The organism is Kitasatospora sp. NPDC087271 (assembly GCF_044744605.1).
Lineage (GTDB): Bacteria > Actinomycetota > Actinomycetes > Streptomycetales > Streptomycetaceae > Kitasatospora.
Genome location: NZ_JBIUYQ010000013.1, coordinates 48,336 through 73,527, shown reverse-complemented (window position 1 = coordinate 73,527; position 25,192 = coordinate 48,336). Strand labels below are relative to the sequence as shown.

Below are 25,192 nucleotides of genomic sequence, written 5' to 3'. Positions count from 1 at the left end.
GGAGGGCTCCATCCGTCACTTCGAGCACGTCACGCGGCCCGGACCCACCCGATCCGCGCCACCCGCGCCATCAACTAGCCCTGCGGGTCAGCCCCGTTGACCACGGCCAGCGGCAGCAGCTTCTTCCCGGTGGGACCGATCTGGATCTTGAGGTCCATCTGCGGGCACACGCCGCAATCGAAGCACGGGGTCCAACGGCAGTCGTCGACCTCGACCTCCTCCAGGGCGTCCTGCCAGTCCTCCCAGAGCCAGTCCTTGTCGAGGCCGCTGTCCAGGTGGTCCCAGGGCAGCACCTCCTCGTAGGTGCGCTCGCGGGTGGTGTACCAGTCGACGTCGACGCCGGTGCCGGCCAGGCCCTTCTCGGCGGAGGCCATCCAGCGGTCGTAGGAGAAGTGCTCGCGCCAGCCGTCGAAGCGGCCGCCGTCCTCGTAGACGGCGCGGATGACGGCGCCGATGCGGCGGTCACCGCGGGACAGCAGGCCCTCGACGATGCCGGGCTTGCCGTCGTGGTAGCGGTAGCCGATGTTCTTGCCGTACTTGCGGTCGCCGCGGATCGAGTCGCGCAGCTTGGCCAGCCGGGCGTCGGTGGCCTCGGCGGACAGCTGCGGGGCCCACTGGAACGGGGTGTGCGGCTTGGGCACGAACCCGCCGATGGAGACGGTGCAGCGGATGTCGTTCTGGCCGGTGACCTCGCGGCCCTTCTGGATGACGTTCTTCGCCATCGCGCCGATCTGGAGCACGTCCTCGTCGGTCTCGGTGGGCAGGCCGCACATGAAGTACAGCTTCACCTGGCGCCAGCCGTTGCCGTAGGCGGTGGCGACGGTGCGGATCAGGTCCTCCTCCGACACCATCTTGTTGATCACCTTGCGCATGCGCTCGCTGCCGCCCTCGGGGGCGAAGGTGAGGCCCGAGCGGCGGCCGTTGCGGGACAGCTCGTTGGCGAGGTCGATGTTGAAGGCGTCGACGCGGGTGGACGGCAGCGACAGGCCGATCTTGTCGTCGCTGTAGCGGTCGGCCAGGCCCTTGGCGATGTCCCCGATCTCGGTGTGGTCGGCGCTGGACAGCGACAGCAGGCCCACCTCCTCGAAACCGGTCGCCTTCAGCCCGCGCTCCACCATCTCGCCGATGCCGGTGATGCTTCGCTCCCGCACGGGGCGCGTGATCATGCCGGCCTGGCAGAAGCGGCAGCCGCGGGTGCAGCCGCGGAAGATCTCCACGGACATCCGCTCGTGCACGGTCTCCGCGAGCGGGACGAGCGGCTGCTTCGGGTAGGGCCACTCGTCGAGGTCCATCACGGTGTGCTTGGACACCCGCCACGGCACGCCCGGGGCGTTCGGCACGACGCGCCCGATCCGGCCGTCGGCCAGGTACTCCACGTCGTAGAACTTCGGCACGTACACCCCGCCGGTACGGGCGAGGCGCAGCAGCAGCTCGTCGCGGCCGCCCGGGCGGCCCTCGGCCTTCCAGCCGCGGACGAGCTCGGTGATGTCGAGCACGGCCTGCTCGCCGTCGCCGACCACCGCGCAGTCGATGAAGTCCGCGATCGGCTCGGGGTTGAACGCGGCGTGGCCGCCGGCCAGGACGATCGGGTCCTCGTCGGTGCGGTCCTTGGCCTCCAGCGGGATGCCGGCCAGGTCGAGCGCGGTCAGCATGTTGGTGTAGCCGAGCTCGGTGGAGAACGACAGGCCGAACACGTCGAAGGCCTTCACCGGGCGGTGCGCGTCCACGGTGAACTGCGGGACGTCGTGCTCGCGCATCAGCGCTTCGAGGTCCGGCCAGACGCTGTAGGTGCGCTCGGCGAGCACGCCCTCGCGCTCGTTGAGCACCTCGTAGAGGATCATGACGCCCTGGTTGGGCAGGCCGACCTCGTAGGCGTCGGGGTACATCAGCGCCCAGCGGACGTCGCAGGCGTCCCAGTCCTTGACGGTCGAGTTGAGCTCGCCGCCGACGTACTGGATCGGCTTCTGGACGTGCGGGAGGAGGGCCTCCAGGCGTGGGAAGACCGATTCGACAGTCATGTACTAGGAACCCTTACGACGTGATTCGGTGCCGCGCGCATCGGCAGGCGACGGCGGGGAGGGGTGACCCTCAAGGGTAGCCCAATCCGGGGAAAGGCCCGCTGGCTCACCCCCGGGCTCACCGACGCCCGGCCCGGGCACCCGCCCGCGCTCCGGCGCGGCCGCCCCTCCCCGGCCCGCCCCGGCACGCGCAGTGCGCGCCCGCCGCCCGGCGCCGTCCGCCGTTGACATGCTCGGACCACCCATGCGGTACTGACAGGGCCTCGCCAGAGACCTCTGCACCCCTTCCGGACAGGGGAGTTGGGCCGTACGCTCAACCCTCGCCGACTCCCCCGGCGACCCGTCCCCGGCGCGCAGGGCCCCGGCCCCGGCCCCGCAGGCCGCGTCCGTCGGCGCCCCCGCGCGCCCCGGCGGCCCGGCGCCCCGGCGGCCCGACAAGCCAGGCGGCCGCGCGGCCACGCGGCCACGCCCTAGGAGAGCCATGACCGACACCGACCGGCGGGTCCGCCCGCCCCGGCCCCTCGGCAGCCGGGCCGCCCGCTACCCCGCGCCGGCCCAGGCCGAGGCCGCGGCCCGGCGGCTCGCGCTGCGCCACCCGGAGCGGTGCCGGCTGCGCGAGGTGGGCCGCTCGCGGGCCGGGCGCCCGCTGCTGCTGCTGTCCGTCGACCGGGGCCCGCGCGCGGTGCTGGTCGTCGGCGGCCCGCACCCCAACGAGCCGATCGGCACGGCCGGCGCCCTGCGGCTGGCCGAGGTGCTGCTGGCGCGCCCCACCCGGCCCGGCCTGTCCTGGCACCTGCTGCTCTGCCTGGACCCGGACGGCGCCGCGCTCAACGCGGGCTGGCTGGACGGGCCGCTCACCGTGCGCCGGCACTACGAGCACTTCTTCCGCCCCTCGTTCGAGGAGCAGCCCGAACTGCTGCCGGCCGCCGACGCGGGCCGGCCCCCGATGCCGGAGAGCCTGGCGCTGACCGGCCTGATCGACGAGCTGCGCCCGTTCCTGCAGTGCTCGATGCACGGGGTGGACTTCGGCGGCGCCTTCATCCAGCTGACCGCTCCGGTGCCCGGGCTGCCCGAGCTCTTCGCCGCCTCGGTGCGCCGGGCCGGCATCCCGCTGGACGTCGACCCCTTCGACGCGGTCGGCTGGGCCAGCCCCTTCCCCGGCACCTATCTGATGCCCTCGGCGGACGGCGCGGGCCGGTCACGGGCGCTGCCGGACGAGCCGGAGCTGTCCACCTGGTCGTACGCCGGCCGTCACGGCGGGGTGACGGCCGTGCTGGAGGTGCCGATGTGGGCCGTGGACGCGGTCGGCGACGGCCATCCGCACCCGGCGGCGGACCGGGCGGTCGGCGCCGCGGCCCGGACGCTGCGCGAGCGCGCCGAGGAGCTCTCCGGGCTGCTGGCCCACGTGCCCGCGCACACCCGGGCGGCGCACGGCGCGCTGGTGCGCGCGGCCGGGTTCACCCTGGAGTTCTGCCCGTCGGTGGCGGAGGAGTGGCTGGCCCGCTGGTGCGCCGAGCCGCTCACGGTGTCCCGGGTGACCACCGCCGAGATCGTCGCGGCCCGGATCCCGCTGCGGGTGGCGTCGACGGTGCTGCGGCTGCTGGCGGACACCGGCGGTCCGACCGTGGAGGCGGCCCGGGGCCGGGCCCGCGACATCGTCACCGAGGGCCTGGGCCTGCTTCACCACCGCTTCGGCGCCCGCTGGGTGCCGGTCCAGGAGCAGCTGGCCCACCAGGTCCGCGCGGCACTCACCGCCGCCGACCGCCTGCTCTGACCGGGGCCGAGGTCCGCCACAACCGGGCAGCAACTACCCACCCACAGAGTCCAGTTGGAAACCACCGAGGGCCGACCCGAGAGATTCCCGGGCCGACCCTCGACGGACGGACGCGCAGACGGACGCGCGGACGGACAGTCGGCTCAGGCCGCTATCGGCCGCTGGCTGCGGACCGCCTGGAGCAGCCCGATCGCGATCCAGACCGCGAACATCGACGACCCCCCGTAGGAGACGAACGGCAGCGGGATGCCCGCCACCGGCATAATGCCCAGGCACATCCCGATGTTCTCGAAGGCCTGGAAGGAGAACCAGGCGATGATCCCCGCGGCCACGATCGTCCCGTACAGGTCGGTCGCCTGCCGGGCGATCCGGCAGGCCCGCCACAGCACCACGCCGACCAGCAGGATGATCGCCAGCGCCCCGACGAAGCCCAGCTCCTCACCGGCCACCGTGAACACGAAGTCGGTCTGCTGCTCCGGCACGAACTGCCCGGTGGTCTGCGTCCCGTGGAACAGCCCCTTGCCGGTCAGCCCGCCCGAGCCGATCGCGATCCGGGCCTGCGCGGTGTTGTAGCCGACGCCGGAGGGGTCCAGCTGCGGGTTGGCGAAGGCCGCGAAGCGGTCGATCTGGTACTTGCTCAGCACCCCGAGCTTCCAGATCGCCACGCACCCGCCGGTGCCCGCCACCAGCAGCCCGAGCACCCAGCGGTTGGCCGCCCCCGAGCCGAGCAGGATGCCCAGCACGATCGCGGCCATCACCATCACCGAGCCAGCGTCCGGCATCAGCAGCACGACGCACATCGGCAGGAAGGCCCAGACCAGGCCGCGGAACACCGCCCGGTGCGAGGGGTACTCCCGCTCCCCCGCGTCCACCTGGTCGGACAGCACGACCGCCATCGCCAGCACGATCGCCAGCTTCGCGAACTCGGCGGGCTGGATGGAGAAGCCGCCGCCCAGCTGGATCCAGGAGTGCGCGCCGTTGATGGTCGAGCCCAGCGGGCTGAGCGTGGCGAGCAGCATCAGGATCACGCCGATGTACAGGAACGGCACGAGGGTGCGGAAGCGCCGGCTCCCTATCCCTATCACCACCGAGCACAGCACCAGCCCGACGACCAGGTTGGTCAGGTGCCGGTACAGGAAGTACTGCGGGTCGCCGTGGGTGAGCGAGTCCCGGCCGCGGGTGGCCGACCAGACCAGCAGGGAGCTGCCGAGCGACAGGGCCAGCGCGGCGAGCAGCAGTATCCAGTCCAGCCGCCACAGCGGCGAGTCCTTGGCCAGGGCCTTGGAGACCCCGCTGCGCTGCGGGCTCAGCCGCAGCTGCCGGTAGGAGCCGTAGGAGGTCATGCCCGCCCCCTTCCCGGGCCGCGGTTCGGTTCGAGTGCGGCCTCGGCCGCGGTGCCCGGGGCGGGCAGGTCGTTCGGCTGCGCCGGGTCCAGGAAGGCCGAGGCCGGGGCGGGCTCGCCCGGCACCTGTTCCAGGAAGGCCGGCGCCGGTCCGGGCACACCCTGCGCCTGGTCCGGCGACGCCAGGAGGCCCGGGCCCGCGACGGCCTGCGCCGGGTCGACGGTGTTGCCGGTGTTGCCGGTGTTGGCGGTGTTGCCGGTGTTGGCGGTGTTGCCGGTGTAGGCCGCCGGCTTGACGATCGCGGTGCCGTCCGGGTTGAACTTCGGCAGTTCGGCCTGCGGCGCGGGCAGCAGCGCCTTGCCGTTGTCGATGTTGCCCTTGTCGTCGACGCCGTACAGCGCCTGGTAGATCCGGCGGACGGCGTCGCCGGAGCCGCCGGAGCCGGTGCCGCCCTGGCTTATCGTCATGACGACCGCGTAGTCCTTGCTGTACGTGGTCAGCCAGGAGGTGGTCTGCTTGCCCTCGACCTCGGCGGTGCCGGTCTTGGCGTGCAGCTCGATCTTGTTCTGCGGCCAGCCGGCGCCGGAGAACTTCCAGGCGGCGGTACCGCCGGTGATGACGCCCGCGGTGGCCTGGTCGATGTAGCTCAGCAGCTTCTGGGAGCCGGGGAACTTGCCGTCCTCGTGCGGGGCGATCTCGCGGACGAGGTCCCCGCTCGGGCTTATCACCGCCTTGGCGACGGTCGGCCGGTAGAAGGTGCCGCCGTTGGCCAGCGCCGAGTAGATCCGGGCCATCTGGACCGGGGTGACGAGCGTGTCGCCCTGGCCGATCGCGAAGTTGACGGCGTCACCGGCGCGCATCTGGTAGCCGTCGACGCAGTTCTCCTTGGCGATCTGGTCGGAGAAGCTGGTGCCGCCCTTCTGCGCCTGCGCGCACCAGGCGTCCTTGTTGTTGTCGTAGAAGGACTGCTTCCACTGCCGGTCCGGCACCCGGCCGGTGACCTCGCTGGGCAGGTCGATGCCGGTCTTGGCGCCGAGGCCGAACTGGTGGGCGGTCTTGAAGAACCAGTCGCCCGGCTCCTTCTTCGGCTTGATGCCGCCGTCCTTCATCCACTGGTCGTACGCCAGGCCGTAGAAGACGGTGTCGCAGGAGACCTCCAGCGCCTTCTCCAGGGAGATGGAGCCGAAGTTCTCGCTCTCGAAGTTCTTGAACTCGCGGCCGCCGATGGTCATGCTCTTCGGGCACGCGTACGTCCCGTCCAGCGAGTAGCCGGCCTCCACGGCGGCGGTGGTGGAGACGACCTTGAAGGTCGAGCCGGGGGCGGACTGACCCTGTATGGCCCGGTTCAGCAGCGGGAAGTTGGAGTCCTTGCTGGTCAGCGACTGGTAGTCCTTGCCGGTGATGCCGCCCACCCAGAGGTTGGGGTCGTAGGTCGGCGCGCTGGCCATCGCGACGATCCGACCGGTGTGGACGTCCATCACCACGGCGGCGCCGGAGTCGGCCTCGTAGTTGCGGTTGGTGACCTTGTCGAAGGTCTTCCGGGCGTCGGCCATGGCCTGCGCCAGGTTGTCCTCGACCACCTTCTGCACCCGGGCGTCGATGCTGGTGACCAGGTTGTTGCCGGTCTGCGGGGCGGCGGTGCCGGCGGTGCCGATCACCCGGCCGAGGTTGTCCACCTCCAGCTGGGTGATGCCGGCGGTGCCGCGCAGGTCGCGGTCGTACACCGACTCCAGGCCGGCCCGGCCGATCTGGTCGGCCGGCAGGTAGCGGTCCAGGCCGGACTTGGAGGCGGTCTTGCTGACCTCCTCGTCGGTGACCGGCGAGAGGTAGCCGAGCACCTGGGCCATGTTGGCGCCCTCGGCGCCGGTGTAGCGGCGCACGGCGGTGGGCTGCGCGGTGACCCCGGGGAAGTCCTCGCGGCGTTCCATTATCTGCATCGCCTGCTGGGTGGTCGCCTCCTTGGTGACCGGGATCGGCTGGTAGGGCGAGCCGTTCCAGCAGGGCTGCGGGGTCTTGGCGTCGCAGAGCCGGGTCTTCTCCTGCACGTCCTTGGCGGGCATCCCCAGCACCTCGGCCAGCCGGCCGAGCACCGCCTTGCCGCCGTCCTTCTGCTGCAACAGCGAGGTGCGGCTGACCGAGACCACCAGCCGGGCCTCGTTGCCGGCCAGGATCCGCCCGGAGGCGTCCAGGATCTCGCCGCGGACGGCCGGTTCGACCACCTCACGGATGTGGTTGCCGGTCGCTTTGGCGGTGTAGACGCTGGCGTTGCGGATCTGCAGGTACCACAGCCGCCCGCCGAGGGTGGCGAGCAGCGACAGGACCAGGATCTGCAGCACCACCAGACGGATCGTCACCCGCCGGGTACGGCCGGTCTCGGGGATGTTGCTCACGTCTCGTGCGCTCCAGGATGCGGGAAGTCGGGAGGTCGGGGGCCGGGCCGGTTACGGGCGCCGGGCGAAGCCGGGCATGCGCCGCTTCTTGTAGGACGGGCCGGCCGAGGCCTCGCGCGTGGTGCGGTAGCGGGCCAGCGTGCCCAGACCGGAGCCGCCCTCGTCGTCATCGGTGGCCGCGGTCACCGGGTCGCGCCCGAAGCGGCGGCCGACCAGCATCACCAGCGGCACCACGAACGGCGCCAGCAGCACGTCGTACAGCAGGGCGCTGACCACCAGGCCGCCGAGGCCGACGTGCCGGGCCGCGGTGTCGCCGACCAGGGCTCCGACCATCGCGTACAGCAGGGTGGAGGCGACCGCCGCGGCGGCCACCACCATCAGCGCGCTGGACACCGACCGCTGGCGGCCGTGGTCCGGGCGCAGCAGCCCGGCGGCGTAGCCCATCAGGCACAGCACCAGCGCGTAGCGGCCGATCGCGTGGTCCGAGGGCGGCGCGAGGTCGGCGAGCAGGCCGGCCGAGAAGCCGACCACGCAGCCGCCGGACGGCCCGTAGACCAGGGCCAGGCCGACCACGACGAGCAGCAGTATGTCCGGGGTGGCCCCCGGGAGCTGGAGCCGGCCGAAGACGCTGACCTGGAGGATCAGGCCGAGCAGGATCAGGCCGGCGGAGACGGGGATGCGGGCGAGGCGCATGGCTCAGTTCCCCCCAGTGGGCTTGGCGGGCGGGGCGGCGGGCGCGGCCGGGGCCGGGGCGGCCTGTCCCTGGGCGGGGGCCGGCGGCAGGACGGCGTCGCGCGGGTCGGCGCGCGGCGGCACGACCACCACGCCGACCAGGTCCAGCCGGGTGAACTGGACGAAGGGCTCGACCAGGATGGTCTTGGTCAGCTGGCCCGGGGTGGCCTCGACCTCGACGACCTTGCCGACCGGCACGCCGGGCACGAACGGGCGGCCGCTCTGCGAGCCGAAGGTGACCAGCCGGTCGCCGGCCTTGACCTGGGCCTTGCCGTTGAGCAGCGAGACCTTCATCGGGCTGGTGCCGCCGCCGGAGGCGAAGCCGATCTCGCCGCTGGCCTCCAGCCGGGTGCCGGCCGAGAAGCCGGGGTCGGAGGCGAGCAGCACGGTGGCGGTGGTCGGGGCGACGGTGGTGATCCGGCCGACCAGGCCCTGACCGTTGATCACCGTCATGTCGCGGGTGAGGCCGTCGTCGCTGCCGGCGTCGATGGTGATGGTCCAGGAGAAGCCCTGGGCCGGGCCGATCGCGATGACCTGGGCGGCCTTGACGGTGTAGCCGCCGGCGCCGGCGGTGCGCAGCAGGTCGTCGAGCTGCTTGGTGCGCCCGGTGGCCATGTCGGAGGAGGCGAGCTTCTGCCGCAGTTCGGTGTTCTCGCGGGCGAGCTGGTCGGTGCGGCCGTTGTTGGACGCGGCGTCGCGGAAGGCCCGGACGGTGTCGGCGACCGGGTCGACGACGGTGGCGGCGCCGCGCTCGACCGGACCGAGGACGCTGGCGGCGGCGTGTCGGGCACCGCCGAGGGGGGAGCTCTCACCGCCCTTGATGTCCACGGTGACGAGTGCGAAGGCGACGGCCACCAGCAGGATGAGCAGTAGCCGGCTCTCTCGTGTGTCCCTCACGGTGCTGGTACTGCCCCTTCGTACCTGGTCGGCCGCCCGGGCTGTGGGGCCCGGGCGGCAGCCCGTTCAGTTGAGTGTCGGATGTCTCTCGGTGGTGCTAACGGCGCGGGGAGGCGTCCAGTACCTGCTGGAGCGCCTCGAACTCCTCGACGCACTTTCCGGAGCCGAGCGCGACCGAGTCGAGCGGGTTCTCGGCGATGTGGATCGGCATGCCGGTCTCGCGGCGCAGCCGCTCGTCGAGGCCGCGCAGCAGGGCGCCGCCGCCGGTGAGCACGATGCCGCGGTCCATCACGTCGCCGGCCAGCTCGGGCGGGCACTGGTCGAGGGTGGTCTTCACGGCGTCGATGATCGAGTTGACCGGCTCGTCGATGGCCTCGCGGACCTCGGCGGCGGAGATGACCACGGTCTTGGGCAGGCCGCTGACCAGGTCGCGGCCGCGGATCTCGGCGTGCTCGTCCTTCTCGCCCTCCAGGCCGAAGGCGCTGCCGATGCTCATCTTGATCTGCTCGGCGCTGCGCTCGCCGAGGAGCAGCGAGTACTCCTTCTTGATGTGCTGGACGATCGCGTTGTCCAGCTCGTCGCCGGCGACCCGGATGGACTGGGCGGTGACGATGCCGCCGAGGGAGATGACCGCGACCTCGGTGGTGCCGCCGCCGATGTCGACGACCATGTTGCCGGTGGCCTCGTGGACGGGCAGCCCGGCGCCGATGGCGGCGGCCATCGGCTCCTCGATGATGTGCACCTGGCGGGCGCCGGCCTGCGAGGAGGCCTCGATCACGGCGCGGCGCTCTACCCCGGTGATGCCGGAGGGCACGCAGACCACGACCCGGGGACGGGCGAGGTAGCGGCGGCGGTGGATCTTGAGGATGAAGTAGCGGAGCATCCGCTCGGTGATCTCGAAGTCGGCGATCACGCCGTCCTTGAGCGGGCGGATGGCGACGATGTTGCCCGGCGTCCGGCCGATCATCTTCTTCGCCTCGGCACCGACCGCCAGGATGCCGCCGGTGTTGGTGTTCACCGCGACGACGGACGGCTCGTTGAGGACGATCCCCTTGCCCCTGACGTACACCAGCGTGTTGGCAGTTCCAAGGTCGATCGCCAAGTCGCGGCCGATGAACGACAGGTTGCTCGCCATGGGGTGTGGTTGCCTTCCCGGGCTCGGAGTTCATGGGGGTGGGACGAGAGCGCGCCCACGCTCGGGCGGAGCCAGCTGAGCTGCCTTACCGGGCCCTTGAGTCGCGTCCATCGTAGTCACGCGGCGCGGTACGGACGTCGATGCGGGGCATACCGTCCATTGTCCGGAGCGTGTTCGCTTCTCCGGGCATTGGGACGCCGTGTCGGCGCCACTGGTTGCTTATTTCACGATAAAAGTGCCCCGGCCGGGCCAATGGTCCCGACCGGGGCAGTGCCAAGGTCCCTCGGGCGTGTCGCCCGGCTGGACTCAGGCGTGCGCCGGGAAGAAGATCTTGATCTCGCGCTCGGCCGACTCCGGGGAGTCCGAGGCGTGGATCAGGTTCTCGCGGGTGATCGTCGCGTAGTCGCCGCGGATGGTGCCGGCCCCGGCCTCCAGCGGGTTGGTCGCACCGGCCAGCATCCGGATGCCGCGGACGACCTCCTCGCCCTCGACGATCAGCGCGATCGACGGGCCGGAGGTCATGAACTCCAGCAGCGGCTCGTAGAACGGGCGGCCGACGTGCTCCGCGTAGTGCTGCTCCAGCGTCGCCCGGTCGAAGGTGCGCAGCTCGACGGCGGTGAGCCGCCAGCCGGCCTTGCGCTCGATGCGGCTGATGATCTCGCCGGCCAGGCCACGCTGGACGGCGTCGGGCTTGAGCAGGACGAGAGTGCGCTGGGACACGGTGCGTCTCCTGGGGATTCGGTACGGCAAGGCAGTCGGGCCGACGGGCGGGAGCCGACACGGCAGAGATTACCTTGCGTGTGCGGCGTGTCGGCCCGCCGGTCCGGGCCCTAGACCGGTACGGCGGCCGCCTCGGCGGCGGCCCGGGCGGCCTTGAACTCGTCCACCTTGCGGCCGTAGTGCACCGAGCACCACCACAGGCCGGCGAAGACCGCGCCGAGGCCGAACATGGTCGGCAGGATGAAGCCGCTGGCGATCAGTCCGATCTGCAGCGCCCAGCCGACGGCCACCGCACCCGGGCGGTTGATCATGCCGCAGAGCGCGATGCAGAGCGCCATGACGATCCCGGTGACGATCCAGATCGTGGCCGTGGAGACGCTGGACAGCTGCATCGCGACCAGCGCGGCGAACATGGCCAGGAGCGCCTCGCCGATCAGGGTCGAGGAGCAGAGGGTCCTCATGTCACTTCCTCCCGAGCAGCAGGCGGGCCTCGCCCACCGTGATGACCGAACCGGTGACCAGCACCCCGGCGCCGCCGAGGTCGCCCTCCTCCTCGGCGAGGGTGACGGCGGCCGCGATGGCGTCGTCGAGCCGGGGCTCGACCTGGACGCGGTCCTCGCCGAAGATGTCGACGGCCAGCGCCGCCAACTCGTCGACGTCCATCGCGCGGTGGGTGGAGTTCTGGGTGATGACGACCTCGGCGAGGATCGGCTCGAAGGCCTCCAGCACGCCGGCCACGTCCTTGTCCCCGGAAGTGCCGATCACGCCGACGAGCCGGGTGAAGCCGAAGGACTCGCCCAGGGCGGCGACGGTGGCGCGGGCGCCGTGCGGGTTGTGCGCGGCGTCCAGGATGATCGTGGGGCTGCGGCGGACGACCTCCAGGCGGCCGGGCGAGGAGACGCCGGAGAAGGCCTGGCGGACCTTGTCCACGTCGAGCTGCCCGCCTCGGGCGCCGCCGACGCCGAAGAAGGCCTCGACCGCGGCCAGCGCCAGCACCGCGTTGTGCGCCTGGTGCTCGCCGTGCAGCGGGATGAAGACGTCCTCGTACTCCTCGCCGCCGAGCCCGCGCAGCGTCACCAGCTGGCCGCCGACGCCGAGCTCACGGCGGATCACGCCGAACTCCATGCCCTCGCGGGCCACCGTGGCGTCGACCTCGACGGCGCGCCGCAGGATGTTCTGGGCGGCGTCCAGCTGCTGCTGGGCGACGACGGCGACGGCTCCGGACTTGACGATCCCGGACTTCTCGACCGCGATCTCGCCGGTGGTCTCGCCGAGCTTGTCGGTGTGGTCCAGCCCGATCGGGGTGATCACGGCGACGGCGGCGTCGATGACGTTGGTGGCGTCCCAGGAGCCGCCCATGCCGACCTCGACCACGGCGACGTCCACGGGAGCGTCGGCGAAGGCGGCGTAGGCCATGCCGGTCAGCACCTCGAAGAAGGACATCGGCACCGGCTGCGCCGCGTCGACCATCTGCACGTACGGCTCGATGTCGCGGTAGACCTCGACGAAGCGCTCGGGGGTGATCGGGGCGCCGTCCAGGCTGATCCGCTCGGTGACGCTCTCCACGTGCGGGCTGGTGTAGCGGCCCGTGCGCAGTTCGAAGGTGTTGAGCAGTTGCTCGATCATCCGGGCGGTGGAGGTCTTGCCGTTGGTCCCGGTGATGTGGATGGAGGGGAAGGACCGCTGGGGCTGGCCCAGGATGTCCATCAACGCCTCGATCCGGTCGAGCGAGGGCTCCAGCTTGTTCTCCGGCCAGCGCTTGGAGAGCTCCACCTCGACATCGCGCAGGGTGTCGTCGGTGTCGCCGTCGGCGGGACGGAGGGTGTACGGGTTCGGGTCGGCCTTGTCACTCACGACCACAGTCTACGGAGGGTTGGCGGGCCGTCCTCACGGGGTGAGAACGACCACTTTGGTCGGGGTTTCCAATTTGCCCCCTTTACTATCTCTTTGGCGAGTTTGAACCGCAATGAAGCATCGATTCGCACCCCCTGGAGCCGCACCGCCTTTGATCATGAGGAGTACCACGCCATGCCCGACGCTCTGCACGACTGGATCGTGCTCCGCCAGGACGCCGTCGTCTGGTTCGCCGGACTGGTCTCACTGGCGCTCGTCGGCTACATGGCCTTCGTCTTCGGACGCTTCCTCCTGTACTGGGCCGGCTCCCGGCACGCCTTCCGGCACAACCGGCCCGCCGAGCCCGGCGACCCGGCCGCCTTCCAGTGGCACCTGGTGATCCCCTGCCGCGACGAGGAGGCCGTGGTCACCCAGACCCTGGCCGGCTTGCGCGAGAACGCACCCGAGGCCCACCTGTGGGTGATCGACGACGACAGCGAGGACGCCACCCGCGACCTCGTCCTCGCCGCCGCGGCCCACGACGACCGCGTCCACCTCGTCCAGCGCCGCCGCCCGCACGCCCGGATCGGCAAGGGCGCCGCCCTCAACGCCGCCTACCGCGAGATCACCGCCTGGCTGCCCGAGGGCACCGACCGCTCCCGCGTGGTGATCGGCGTCGTCGACGCCGACGGACGGCTCGACCCCGACACCCTCCCCCAGGTCTGCAACGACAAGGCACTCGGCCGCCCCGACACCGGCGCCGTCCAGATCGGCGTGCGGATGCGCAACGCCGACGACGAATTCCCGCTGCCCGGCCGCGGCCGCGCCGCCAACGCGTTCGCCCGCGCCCTGGTCCGGATGCAGGACGTCGAGTTCCAGGCCAACAACGCCGGCATGCAGCTACTGCGCCGCCGCACCGGCAGCGTCGGCCTCGGCGGGAACGGCCAGTTCGTCCGCCTCACCGCCCTCGACTCGCTCACCGCCGAGGAGGGCCGGGCCGGCCGCCCCTGGCCCGAGCGCGCCCTGCTGGAGGACTACGAGTCCGGCCTCGACCTGCGCCTGGCCGGCTGGCGCCTCACCCACGTCACCGAGACCCAGGTCTCCCAGGAGGGCCTGATCTCGCTGCGCCGCTTCCTCACCCAGCGCACCCGCTGGGCCCAGGGCAACATGCAGTGCCTGCGCTACACCGGCCGGGTGCTGCGCTCCCCCTTCTACACCTGGTCCGGCAAGGCCGAGGTGCTGTACACCTTCCTCCAGCCCGTCGTCTGCGTCCTGCTGGTCCTGCTGTTCCCGCTCTCGCTCGGGATCACCGCGGCCGGGCTGGTGCTCTTCCCCGCCGAAACCGCCGACTTCCACGTCAGGTTCGGCCCGTGGATGCTGCTCGCCTTCGCGGTCGCCGCCCTGCCGATGATGCTCTGGGGCTTCGCCTACCGCCGGCTCGTCCACCCCGACCGCGGCCGGCTCACCGGGCTGCTCTGGGGCGTCCTGATCTGGCTCTACGCCTACCACCTCTTCGTGGTCGCCACCCGGGCCGCCGCCCGGATGCTGCTCGGCCGCAACGGCTGGGCCAAGACCCGGCGCAACGCCGAGAAGGTCGCCCTCGGCGCCCCCACCGCCCTCGAGTCCTGAGCCCCGGTCCTGCGCCCCGCGCCCGAGCCCCGCGCCTGAGTCCTGAGCAGCCCCACCCCCTCGGAGCCTCCCCATGAGCATGTGCCTTCCCCCCGCCAGCGTCGCCGTCGTCCTCGGCACCCGCCCCGAACTGGTCAAGCTCGCCCCGCTGATCCACGAACTCGGCGGCGCCACCCGCCTGGTGCACACCGGCCAGCACTGGGACGAGGCGATGTCCGGCCGCTTCCTGCGCGACCTCGACCTTCCCCGCCCCGAGCTGCTCACCGGCGTCGGCGGGCGCCCCCGGGCCGGCCAGATCGCCCAGTCCCTCGGCCAGCTGGACGCCGCCTTCGCCGAGGACCGCCCCGCCGCCGTGGTCGTCCAGGGCGACACCAACGCCACCCTCGCCGGGGCGCTGGCCGCCAACGCCCGGGAGATCCCGCTGGTGCACGTCGAGGCCGGGCTGCGCAGCTTCGACCGGGCGATGCCCGAGGAGCACAACCGGGTGATGGTCGACCACGTCTCCGACCTGCTCTGCGCCGCCACCGGGGACAACGTCGCCAACCTGCGCGCCGAGGCCCTCGCCGAGGAGCGGATCGCGCTCACCGGCAACACCGTCGTCGAGGTGGTCCGCCGCCAGCTGCCGGCCGCGGCCGACCGCGCCGCGCTGCTCGCCGCGCACGGGCTGCGCCCGGACGGCTACGTGCTGGCCACCGTGCACCGCCCGGAGAACACCGACACCGCCGAGGCACTGGGCGCCGTGCTGGCCGAACTGGACCGGATCGCCCGGGCGGGCACCCCGGTGCTGTTCCCGATGCATCCGCGTACCCGGGCCGCCGTCGAGCGCTTCGCGCTGGACGCCCTGCTGGAGCGCCTGGCCGTCACCGGGCCGGTCGGGTACGCCGACTTCCTGGGCCTGGCGAGCCACGCCGCGCTGCTGGTCTCCGACTCCGGCGGCGTGCAGGAGGAGTGCACCGTGCTCGGCCGCCCGCTCCTGGTGGTGCGCCGCTCCACCGAGCGTCCGGAGGCAGTGGCGGCGGGCTTCGCCGCGCTGGTGGGCCCCGACGAGGACCTGGGCGCGCTGGCCCGGGCCTGGCTGGCCGACACCCCCGAGCGGCTCGCCCGGCTCGCGGCCACCCCGAGCCCGTACGGCGACGGCCTGGCCTCGGCGCGGATCGCCGCGCTCACCGCCGCGGTCGCCGAGCCGGCCGAGCCCGGAGCAACCGACTCCAGGGCACGGCCGTCGGCCGCCTAGCGCCCTCTTGACAGCCGGATTGGTCTACTCCACCTTGTGAGTCAAGTCTCCTCCCCCGACAGGGACTTGAGTTGTCGGTAGCTCCCGCACGCGCACCATCGACACCCCGGACGGCGCTCCACCCCCACCACCCAGGCGCGCCGCCGGGCCTCCCCCACAGGAGATGGAGTCATGCCACCTGCCCGACACCGGCGCCCGCGCGCCGTCCACACCCTGCTCGCCGGGGCCTGCGCCGTCGCCCTCGGCCTGAGCGGACTCGCCCTCGCCACCGGCACCGGCGCCCAGGCCGCCGACCCCGACCTGATCACCAACGGCGGCTTCGAGACCGGCACCCTGTCCGGCTGGTCCTGCGGCAACGGCGCCGTCCAGAGCGCGACCGCGCACTCCGGCCGCTACGCCCTGCAGTCCACCCCGGGCTCGGGCGACACCGGCGAGTGCACCCAGACCGTCGCCGTACAGCCCTCCTCGACGTACACGCTGAGCTCCTGGGTCCAGGGCTCGTACGTCTACCTGGGCGCCCGCGGCACCGGCGGCACCGACCCCGGCACCTGGACGAACTCCACCGGCTGGGCCCAGCTGAGCACCGGCTTCACCACCGGCCCGGGCACCACCAGCGTCACCGTCTACCTGCACGGCTGGTACGGGCAGCCCGCCTTCCTCGCCGACGACGTCTCGCTGATCGGCCCGGGCGGCCCGCAGCCCTCCCAGAGCCCGACCTCCACCACGTCCCCGAGCCCCACCGGCAGCCCCTCCCCCACGGACACCGGCACCGCAAGCCCGACCGCCACCTCGACCGGCAAGCCTCCCGGCCTGCCCAAACACATCCTGACCGGCTACTGGCAGAACTTCGACAACGGCGCCACCGTCCAGCGGATCAGCGACGTCCCGGCCGCCTACGACATCATCGCGGTCTCCTTCGCCGACGCCACCACCACACCGGGCGGGCTGGGCTTCACCCTGGACCCCGCCCTCTCCTCCCGCCTCGGCGGCTACACCGACGCCCAGTTCAAGGCCGACATCGCGGCCAAGCGGGCGGCCGGCAAGAAGGTGGTGCTCTCGGTCGGCGGGCAGAACGGCACGGTGTCGGTGAGCGACCCGACCTCGGCGGCCAACTTCGCGAGCACCGCGTGGGCGCTGATGCAGGGCTACGGCTTCGACGGGATCGACATCGACCTGGAGAACGGCGTCAACGCCGCCTACCTGGGCCAGGCGCTGCACTCGCTGGCGGCGAAGAGCAGCAGCGGGTTCGTCCTCACCATGGCGCCGCAGACCATCGACATGCAGTCGACCGGCATGGAGTACTTCAAGCTGGCGCTGAACGTGAAGGACATCCTCACCATCGTCAACATGCAGTACTACAACTCCGGTGCGATGAACGGCTGCGACGGCAACGTCTACTCGCAGGGCACCGAGGACTTCCTCACCGGGCTGGCCTGCATCCAGCTCAAGGGCGGGCTGCGGCCCGACCAGGTGGGGCTCGGCGTGCCGGCCTCCACCAGCGCGGCGGGCGGCGGGTACGTCAGCCCGAGCGTGGTCGACAACGCGCTGGACTGCCTGGCCACCGGCACCAACTGCGGCAGCTACAAGCCCGACACCACCTGGCCGGGCATCGGCGGGGCGATGACCTGGTCGACCAACTGGGACGCCAAGGCGGGCAACCCGGTCGCGGGCACCATCGGCGCGCACCTGCACGCCATGCCGTGACGCCCCCTGCCCGGACCGGGGTTCAGACCCCGGCCCGGGCCTCCGGGACGTGTGCCGCGGGCCCGCCGTGCCGGCGGCGCAACTCGGCCGTGATCTCGGCCAGTTCGCCCTCGGGCAGCAGCGGCAGCATCATCGCGACGCCCTGGAGCAGACCGCCGAGCAGGAAGGTGGTGTCGGCGGTCGAGGCGACCAGGCCGCGCACCTCGGCCACCTCACCGGCGGCCACCGCCTCGATCAGCCGGGCGGCGTCCGCGCTCTCCTCGTCCACCGCGACCGCGCCGTTGTCGGCCGGGGCGCGCCGGGCCATCGCCCGCAGCACCCGGTCGCCGACCTCGGGCGCGTACGCCTTGCGGACGGCCTCGGCGGCGATCCAGGCGAGCAGGGTGGTCACCTCGCGCTCGGCGCGCTCGGCGAGGAGCAGGTCCAGCTCGTGGTCGAAGGCGAGCTGGTTGCCGTGGCGGAACGCCAGCAGCAGGGTCGCCGCCCTGGCCTTGGCCTCCTCCACCGCCTCGGCAGGAAGTTCGTCGGCCAATTCCTCGGTCACCACCACGCCATGCCCTCCCGTCCGTCGGCTCAGCAGGAACGCTCAGCAGAAACACCCGTCAGAAACTCCGTGCACACCGTACACATCCGACCTGCAAACTTCCGCGAACCCGCGCGGGCAAGACCGGAATGAATTCGGAAGGAATAGGACCTCACCCGGTCCAGGATGAATATTCGCCGGAAGGGAGCAATGTTGCTGGGCTATTAGGCGTAGCAAAAAGAACACCGCCGCCGTGCCCGGCCGAGCCGCCCGGAAACGCCGGAGGGGCCGCACCCCGCGCGTCGCGGAGTGCGGCCCCTCACGGACCGGTACGGGCTCAGCCCTGCGGCAGCGCCGCGAGCTGGGCGGTGATCCGGGCGATGTCGGCCTCGGCGGCCTCCTGGCGGCCCCGGATCTTGGCGACCACCTCGTCCGGCGCCTTGGCGAGGAACGCCTCGTTGCCGAGCTTGGCCGTGGTCTGCGCCTTCTCCTTCTCGGCGGCCGCGAGGTCCTTGGCGAGGCGCTTGCGCTCCGCCGCGACGTCGATGGTGCCGGAGAGGTCGAGCGCGACGGTGGCGCCGGCGACCGGGAGCGAGGCGGTGGCCGCGAAGCCCTCCTCGGGGACGGTCAGCCGCAGCAGCGAGCGGATCGCGTCCTCGTGGACGGCCAGCACGGTGCCGTCCAGCTCCAGCTCCGCCGGGACGCGCTGGCCCGGCTTGAGGCCCTGGTCCGAGCGGAACCGGCGGACCTCGGTGACCACCTGCTGCAGCGTGGCGATCTCGGCCTCGGCCTCGGCGTCGCGGTAACCGCTGTCCGTCGGCCAGTCGGCGATGACCAGCGACTCGGCGCCGGTGAGCGTGGTCCACAGGGTGTCGGTGACGAAGGGCACGATCGGGTGCAGCAGCCGCAGCGTGACGTCCAGGACCTCGCCGAGCACCCGGCGCGCGGCGTCGGCCTGCGGGCCGCCCTTGGCCAGGGTGGTCTTGGACAGCTCGACGTACCAGTCGAAGACCTCGTCCCAGGCGAAGTGGTACAGCGCCTCGGACAGCTTGGAGAACTGGTAGTCCTCGTACAGCGCGTCCACCTCGGCGACGGTGCTGTTCAGGCGCGACAGGATCCAGCGGTCGGTCGCGGTCAGCTCCTCCGGCGCGGGCAGCGGGCCCTCGACGGTGGCGCCGTTCATCAGCGCGAAGCGGGTGGCGTTCCAGATCTTGTTGGCGAAGTTGCGGGCCGCCTGGACCCAGTCCTCGCCGATCGGCACGTCGACGCCCGGGTTGGCACCGCGCGCCAGCGTGAAGCGCAGCGCGTCCGAACCGTACTTGTCCATCCAGTCCAGCGGGTTGACCACGTTGCCGAAGGACTTCGACATCTTCTTGCCGTTCTGGTCACGGACCATGCCGTGCAGCGCGATGGTGTGGAACGGCGGGGTGCCGTCCATCGCGTAGAGGCCGAACATCATCATCCGGGCGACCCAGAAGAACAGGATGTCGTAGCCGGTGACCAGGACGGAGTTCGGGTAGAACTTCGCCAGGCTCTCGGTCTGCTCCGGCCAGCCGAGCGTGGAGAACGGCCACAGTCCGGAGGAGAACCAGGTGTCCAGGACGTCGTTGTCCTGGTGCCAGCCCTCGCCGGTGGGCGGCTGCTCGTCCGGGCCGACGCACACGACCTCGCCGTTCGGGCCGTACCAGACCGGGATGCGGTGGCCCCACCACAGCTGGCGCGAGATGCACCAGTCGTGCAGGTTGTCGACCCAGTCGAAGTAGCGCTTCTCCATCTCCTGCGGGTGGATCTTGACCTTGCCGTCGCGGACCGCGTCGCCGGCGGCCTTCGCGAGCGGGCCGACCTTGACCCACCACTGCATGGACAGCCGCGGCTCGATGGTGGTCTTGCAGCGCGAGCAGTGGCCGACCGAGTGGACGTACGGGCGCTTCTCGGCGACGATCCGGCCGTCGGCGCGCAGCGCGGCGACGATCGCCGAGCGGGCCTCCAGCCGGTCCAGGCCGAGGAACGGACCGTGCACGGTGATGACCGCGTGCTCGTCCATGACGGCGACCGAGGGCAGGCCGTGCCGCTGGCCGATCTCGAAGTCGTTCGGGTCGTGCGCGGGCGTCACCTTGACGGCGCCGGTGCCGAACTCCGGGTCGACGTGGGCGTCGGCGACCACGGGGATCCGACGGCCGGTCAACGGCAGCTCGATCTCGGTGCCGACCAGGTGGCGGTAGCGCTCGTCGTCCGGGTGGACGGCGACCGCGGTATCGCCCAGCATCGTCTCGGCGCGGGTGGTGGCGACGACGATCGAGGCGTCGCCCTCGCCGTAGCGGATCGAGACCAGCTCGCCGTCGTCGTCCTGGTACTCCACCTCGATGTCCGAGATGGCGGTCAGGCAGCGCGGGCACCAGTTGATGATGCGCTCGGCCCGGTAGATCAGCTCGTCGTCGAAGAGCTTCTTGAAGATGGTCTGGACGGCCTGGGACAGGCCCTCGTCCATGGTGAATCGCTCGCGGGACCAGTCCACACCGTCGCCCAGGCGGCGCATCTGGCCGGAGATCTGGCCGCCGGACTCCGCCTTCCACTTCCAGACGCGCTCGACGAAGGCCTCCCGGCCCAGGTCGTGGCGGGACTTGCCCTCCTTGGCGAGCTCGCGCTCGACCACGTTCTGGGTGGCGATGCCGGCGTGGTCCATTCCGGGCTGCCACAGCGCCTCGTAGCCCTGCATCCGCTTGCGGCGGACCAGCGCGTCGATCAGCGTGTGCTCGAAGGCGTGGCCCAGGTGCAGGCTGCCGGTCACGTTCGGCGGGGGGATGACGATGGTGAACGGGGGCTTGTCGCTCTTGGCGTCCGCGGTGAAGTAGCCACGCTCTACCCAGCGCTCGTACAGCTCGCCCTCTACGTCCGCGGGGGTGTAGGTCGTCGGGAGAGTTGCTGCTTCGTCCCCGGCAAAGGTGCTCACGGGGTGCTGGTTCGTCGTGTCGGTCACGACGCACAGTTTACGTAACCGCGGGCACGTGTTACGAACCGCTTTCTCCGCGCGGACGCGACCCGCCCGATCGGCTCGGTGGCGGACACCGTACGGTACCGTTCCCGGGCACTCGTCCGGCGTCCGCACGGACCCCGGGACGACACGACGACAGGCCGCGGGTGCGGCGGGGGAGCACGGACGCAGATGTACGGCCAGGGCCAGCAGTATCCGCAGGGACAACCGCAGGGACAGCCTCAGCCGTACGGGGGCCAGCCCCCGTACGGCCCGCCGCAGCCACCGCCGCCCTACGGCGCCCCGCAGCAGCCGTCCCAGTACGGCTACCCGCCGCAGGACGGCCAGCCCTACGGCGCTCCCCAACCGCCCCACGGTGCCCCGCAGCAGCCGTACGGCGCCCCGCAGCCCCCGTACGGCTACCCGCCGCAGGCCCCGTACGGCCAGCCGGGCTACCCGCCGCCGCCGAAGAAGGGCCGGACCGGCCTGGTGGTCGGCCTGGTCGTGGGCGCGCTGGTGCTGGGCGGCGGCGGCTTCGCCGCGTGGAAGTTCCTCGGCGACGACCAGGGCGGCCAGTACAAGATCTCCGCGCCGCAGTCGCTGCCCGACGGCTACACCCAGAAGTCGGCCAAGGAGGAGGCCGTCGACCCGGCCAAGCCCGAGGCGGCGAAGTTCGGCAAGAACCTCACCGTGCTGGCGGCCAGCTACAGCAAGGGCTCCGACGCGCTCGACACGCTCTCCGTGGTCGGCGTCTACGGGGAGCTCAACGACCCCGGCCAGATCATCGACGACTCGAAGAAGGACACCGGCGGGCTGACCTGGACCACGCCGCTGACGGACTTCCCGGCGCAGGACGGTCACAGCTCCTCGGCGAAGCTCGCCTGCGGCGTGGCCGGCGTCATCGCGGGCAAGGCCGGGCCCACGGTCTGCGTGTGGGCGGACAAGTCCACCACCGGCCGGATCACCTTCAGCAAGATCAGCCTGACCGGCGGCGTCCAGGGCCTCACCCCGGCCCAGGCCGCGGACAGGACCCGGGCGATCCGCGACGCCATGGTCGTCGCCAAGTAACCCGGGCACCGCCCCGCCGCGCCACCACACGTCACCACCACGTCAGCACCACGTCCCCGCCGCCACCGGCCGCGCCGGGCGGCACCCGGGCATCGCCATCAGAGAGGCCTCGCGTGACCGAGCAGAACCCCTACGGCCCCCCGCCGCAGCCGGGACACGACGCACCGCCGCCCCCGCCGGCCCCGCCGGGCTACGGCGGCATCCCGCCGCAGAGCCCGCCGCCCGGCTACCCGCCGGTCGGCGAGCCGGGTGCCTACCCGGGGTACGGCGCCTACCCGCCGGTGCCGCCGCCGCGCAAGTCCCGCAAGACGCTCTGGACCGTGCTCGGCGTCGTCGGCGCCTTCGTCCTGCTGGGCGGCGGCACGCTCGCCTACTTCGTCTACGACGTCGCCAGCAACGCGGGCACCCAGAAGATCGTCCTGCCGGCCACGTTCAAGGACCTGCGCCAGAGCGACGACCCCCAGGTCGCCGACACCCTGGAGAAGGGGCTCACCTCCAGCTTCGGCAAGGGCGACGGCAACTGGAACCCCACCGGGGTGGGCGCCCTCTACCAGAACGCGCAGTCGGAGCCTCAGCTGGTCGTGTTCGGGGGCTACGGCAAGGTCCTGGCGCCGAAGCAGGAACTGGACCAGGCGTTCCAGGGCATGGCCTCCACCGGTCGCAAGCTCAGCGACCGGCACGTGGTGGACGCCGGCCCCAAGGGCGGCGCGATGGAGTGCGCCGCGGTCGTCGGCGGCGAGAGCGAGGCCGGGACCACGATGGGCATCTGCTCCTGGGCCGACAGCAGCGGCCTGGTGATGGTCATGACGGTGGCCGACCCGAGCGCCAAGCCGGACCTGGACAAGCTCGCCGCCGACACCCGCGACCTGCGCGCGGTCGCCGAGGTCCCCAAGTAGTCCACCGGGAACCGCCGGTGACCCTCCGGGCACCGGGAAACGCCGAAGGGCCCCGCACCGGTCGGTGCGGGGCCCTTTCGGACATGGCGGGCGCGGGTCAGGCGCTCTTCTCGCGCCGCTCGCGCTTGATCATGTCGCGCGGGACGAGGGTGGGGATGGCGTGCTTGGAGACCACGTCCCCGGTGACCACCACGCGGGCGACGTCCTGACGCGAGGGCACCTCGTACATCACGGACATCAGCACCTCCTCCATGATGGCCCGCAGGCCGCGCGCGCCGGTGCCGCGCAGGATCGCCTGGTCGGCGATCGCCTCCAGCGCGTCCCGGGAGAACTCCAGCTCCACGCCGTCCAGTTCGAAGAGCTTGCGGTACTGCTTGACCAGCGCGTTCTTCGGCTCGGTGAGGATCTGCAGGAGCGCCTCGCGGTCCAGGTTGTGCACGCTGGTGATCACCGGCAGCCGGCCGATGAACTCGGGGATCATGCCGAACTTCACCAGGTCCTCGGGCATCACCTGGCGGAAGTGGTCGCTGGCGTCCGACTCCCGCTTGGAGCGGATGTTGGCGCCGAAGCCGATGCCCTTGGCGCCGGCCCGGCCCTCGATGATCCGCTCCAGGCCGGCGAACGCGCCGCCGACGATGAACAGCACGTTGGTGGTGTCGATCTGGATGAACTCCTGGTGCGGGTGCTTGCGCCCGCCCTGCGGCGGCACCGAGGCGGTGGTGCCCTCCAGGATCTTCAGCAGCGCCTGCTGCACGCCCTCGCCGGAGACGTCCCGGGTGATCGACGGGTTCTCGCTCTTGCGCGCGACCTTGTCGATCTCGTCGATGTAGATGATCCCGGTCTCGGCCTTCTTGACGTCGTAGTCGGCCGCCTGGATCAGCTTGAGCAGGATGTTCTCGACGTCCTCGCCGACGTACCCGGCCTCGGTCAGCGCGGTGGCGTCCGCGATCGCGAACGGCACGTTGAGCATCCGGGCCAGGGTCTGCGCCAGCAGCGTCTTGCCGGAGCCGGTGGGACCCAGCAGCAGGATGTTGGACTTGGCCAGCTCGATGGCGTCCTCGCGGCCGTTGCCGCCGCTGCGGCCCGCCTCGCCGGCCTGGACGCGCTTGTAGTGGTTGTAGACCGCCACCGACAGCGCCTTCTTGGCGAGGTCCTGGCCGACCACGTACTGGTCCAGGAACTCGTAGATCTCCCGCGGCTTCGGCAGCTCCTCGAAGCGCACCTCGGAGGTCTCGGCGAGTTCCTCCTCGATGATCTCGTTGCACAGGTCGATGCACTCGTCGCAGATGTACACGCCTGGGCCGGCGATCAGCTTCTTCACCTGCTTCTGCGACTTGCCGCAGAACGAGCACTTGAGCAGGTCGCCACCGTCTCCGATGCGTGCCACGAGGTGCTTCCCCTTCGCCAGGGGCCCCGCAGGGGTTCCGGGGCCTGGTGCTGTGGACCGTCAACGCCGACGGCGATCGGTCTCGCTATCCGACGGTACTCTGCCGGGCCCCTGATTCCGTCCTCTTCGCCGGGTCTGCCCTACGCCCTGGGCGAATTGATACCGAACAGATGCCGTTGCGGAGGCCGCCGACGAACCGGAGCGGGGCGCGCACGCAGGATGCGCGCCCCGCCTCGGAGGGTGCCGGCCTCAGGAGGTCAGCGAGGTCTTGCGGGTGGAGATGATCTGGTCGACGAGGCCGTACTCCAGGGCCTCCTCGGCGGTGAGGATCTTGTCGCGCTCGATGTCCTCGCGCACCTGCTCCACCGGCTTGTTGGAGTGCTTGGAGAGCATCTGCTCCAGCTGCTCGCGCATCCGGAAGATCTCCTTGGCCTGGATCTCCAGGTCGGACACCTGGCCGCGGCCCGTCTCGGTGTACGGCTGGTGGATCAGGATGCGGGCGTTCGGCAGCGCCATCCGCTTGCCGGGGGTGCCGGCCGCGAGCAGCACGGCCGCGGCGGAGGCCGCCTGGCCCATGCAGACCGTGGTGATGTCCGGCTTCACGTACTGCATGGTGTCGTAGATGGCCGTCAGGGCCGTGAACGAGCCGCCGGGCGAGTTGATGTACATCTGGATCTCGCGGTCCGGGTCCATCGACTCCAGGCACAGCAGCTGCGCCATGATGTCGTTCGCCGAGACGTCGTCGACCTGCGAGCCGAGGAAGATGATGCGCTCCTCGAACAGCTTGGCGTACGGGTCGTACTCGCGGATGCCCTGCGTGGTGCGCTCGACGAAGCGCGGGACGATGTAGCGACCCTCGGCGCGCATGTCCTCGACGCGGGCCTGGGCGGCCGACAGGCTGGGGATGTTCATGGGGGTTCTTGTCCTCCGGGGCGTTG

Annotated in this window: 19 protein-coding genes; 6 read left to right on the top strand and 13 right to left on the bottom strand. The window is 71.8% G+C overall.

The window, feature by feature from the left end; translation table 11 throughout:
• Positions 1–74: 74 nt before the first annotated feature.
• Positions 75–2,018: a TIGR03960 family B12-binding radical SAM protein gene (locus ACIO9K_RS22220; protein ID WP_363586419.1), complete on the bottom strand. Its 1,944-nt coding sequence runs from the start codon at positions 2,016–2,018 to the stop codon at positions 75–77.
• Between the two features lie 481 nt (positions 2,019–2,499).
• Here ACIO9K_RS22220 and ACIO9K_RS22215 point away from each other — a divergent pair, with 481 nt between their 5' ends.
• Entirely contained in the window at positions 2,500–3,792 is a 1,293-nt protein-coding gene (locus tag ACIO9K_RS22215; protein ID WP_400332284.1) for a M14 family zinc carboxypeptidase, read from the top strand.
• Between the two features lie 143 nt (positions 3,793–3,935).
• Here ACIO9K_RS22215 and rodA read toward each other — a convergent pair whose 3' ends face one another.
• The 8 genes from rodA to ACIO9K_RS22175 all read right to left on the bottom strand — a co-directional run bounded on the left by rodA (position 3,936) and on the right by ACIO9K_RS22175 (position 12,863).
• A complete protein-coding gene (gene rodA / locus ACIO9K_RS22210; RefSeq protein WP_363586421.1) occupies positions 3,936–5,135 on the bottom strand; it encodes a rod shape-determining protein RodA in 1,200 nt (399 codons plus the stop codon).
• Positions 5,132–7,525, bottom strand: coding sequence for a penicillin-binding protein 2 (gene mrdA, locus ACIO9K_RS22205; RefSeq protein WP_400332281.1), 2,394 nt, complete (start codon positions 7,523–7,525; stop codon positions 5,132–5,134). The genes rodA and mrdA overlap by 4 nt, the downstream gene beginning before the upstream one ends.
• Before the next feature lie 51 nt (positions 7,526–7,576).
• Positions 7,577–8,218 (bottom strand): rod shape-determining protein MreD, encoded by a 642-nt coding sequence (gene mreD / locus ACIO9K_RS22200; protein ID WP_363586423.1) that lies wholly within the window; start codon positions 8,216–8,218, stop codon positions 7,577–7,579.
• Positions 8,219–8,221: 3 nt separating this feature from the next.
• Positions 8,222–9,154: a rod shape-determining protein MreC gene (mreC, locus tag ACIO9K_RS22195; protein ID WP_363620237.1), complete on the bottom strand. Its 933-nt coding sequence runs from the start codon at positions 9,152–9,154 to the stop codon at positions 8,222–8,224.
• A gap of 97 nt (positions 9,155–9,251) precedes the next feature.
• Positions 9,252–10,277, bottom strand: coding sequence for a rod shape-determining protein (locus ACIO9K_RS22190; protein ID WP_031076009.1), 1,026 nt, complete (start codon positions 10,275–10,277; stop codon positions 9,252–9,254).
• Positions 10,278–10,595: 318 nt separating this feature from the next.
• The gene (ndk, locus tag ACIO9K_RS22185) at positions 10,596–11,009 is read right to left on the bottom strand and encodes a nucleoside-diphosphate kinase (protein WP_063347562.1); all 414 of its coding nucleotides are present in this window, start codon (positions 11,007–11,009) and stop codon (positions 10,596–10,598) included.
• A 110-nt stretch (positions 11,010–11,119) separates the two neighbouring features.
• Complete coding sequence (locus ACIO9K_RS22180) at positions 11,120–11,470, bottom strand: DUF4233 domain-containing protein (RefSeq protein WP_363620235.1); 351 nt, start codon at positions 11,468–11,470, stop codon at positions 11,120–11,122.
• A 1-nt stretch (position 11,471) separates the two neighbouring features.
• Complete coding sequence (locus ACIO9K_RS22175) at positions 11,472–12,863, bottom strand: folylpolyglutamate synthase/dihydrofolate synthase family protein (RefSeq protein ID WP_363620233.1); 1,392 nt, start codon at positions 12,861–12,863, stop codon at positions 11,472–11,474.
• Positions 12,864–13,037: 174 nt separating this feature from the next.
• On the opposite strand from ACIO9K_RS22175, the gene ACIO9K_RS22170 reads away from it, so the two are divergent.
• The 3 genes from ACIO9K_RS22170 (at position 13,038) to ACIO9K_RS22160 (ending at position 17,409) form a co-directional block, all read left to right on the top strand.
• Entirely contained in the window at positions 13,038–14,471 is a 1,434-nt protein-coding gene (locus ACIO9K_RS22170) for a glycosyltransferase family 2 protein (protein ID WP_400332276.1), read from the top strand.
• 73 nt (positions 14,472–14,544) lie between these two features.
• Positions 14,545–15,705 carry a non-hydrolyzing UDP-N-acetylglucosamine 2-epimerase gene (gene wecB / locus ACIO9K_RS22165; RefSeq protein ID WP_400332273.1) on the top strand — a complete coding sequence of 387 codons (1,161 nt, stop codon included), beginning with the start codon at positions 14,545–14,547 and terminating at the stop codon, positions 15,703–15,705.
• A 171-nt stretch (positions 15,706–15,876) separates the two neighbouring features.
• Complete coding sequence (locus ACIO9K_RS22160) at positions 15,877–17,409, top strand: chitinase (RefSeq protein ID WP_400332270.1); 1,533 nt, start codon at positions 15,877–15,879, stop codon at positions 17,407–17,409.
• 22 nt (positions 17,410–17,431) lie between these two features.
• On the opposite strand, the gene ACIO9K_RS22155 is transcribed toward ACIO9K_RS22160, so the two are convergent.
• Entirely contained in the window at positions 17,432–17,953 is a 522-nt protein-coding gene (locus tag ACIO9K_RS22155) for a hypothetical protein (protein WP_350878266.1), read from the bottom strand.
• A 316-nt stretch (positions 17,954–18,269) separates the two neighbouring features.
• Complete coding sequence (locus ACIO9K_RS22150; protein ID WP_363620416.1) at positions 18,270–20,882, bottom strand: valine--tRNA ligase; 2,613 nt, start codon at positions 20,880–20,882, stop codon at positions 18,270–18,272.
• 213 nt (positions 20,883–21,095) lie between these two features.
• Here ACIO9K_RS22150 and ACIO9K_RS22145 point away from each other — a divergent pair, with 213 nt between their 5' ends.
• A complete protein-coding gene (locus ACIO9K_RS22145) occupies positions 21,096–21,971 on the top strand; it encodes a hypothetical protein (RefSeq protein WP_400332267.1) in 876 nt (291 codons plus the stop codon).
• 113 nt (positions 21,972–22,084) lie between these two features.
• Positions 22,085–22,867, top strand: coding sequence for a hypothetical protein (locus tag ACIO9K_RS22140; RefSeq protein WP_363586431.1), 783 nt, complete (start codon positions 22,085–22,087; stop codon positions 22,865–22,867).
• Between the two features lie 97 nt (positions 22,868–22,964).
• Here ACIO9K_RS22140 and clpX read toward each other — a convergent pair whose 3' ends face one another.
• Complete coding sequence (gene clpX / locus ACIO9K_RS22135) at positions 22,965–24,254, bottom strand: ATP-dependent Clp protease ATP-binding subunit ClpX (RefSeq protein ID WP_063347569.1); 1,290 nt, start codon at positions 24,252–24,254, stop codon at positions 22,965–22,967.
• A 249-nt stretch (positions 24,255–24,503) separates the two neighbouring features.
• Positions 24,504–25,166, bottom strand: coding sequence for an ATP-dependent Clp protease proteolytic subunit (locus tag ACIO9K_RS22130; protein WP_350886164.1), 663 nt, complete (start codon positions 25,164–25,166; stop codon positions 24,504–24,506).
• Positions 25,167–25,192: the final 26 nt, after the last annotated feature.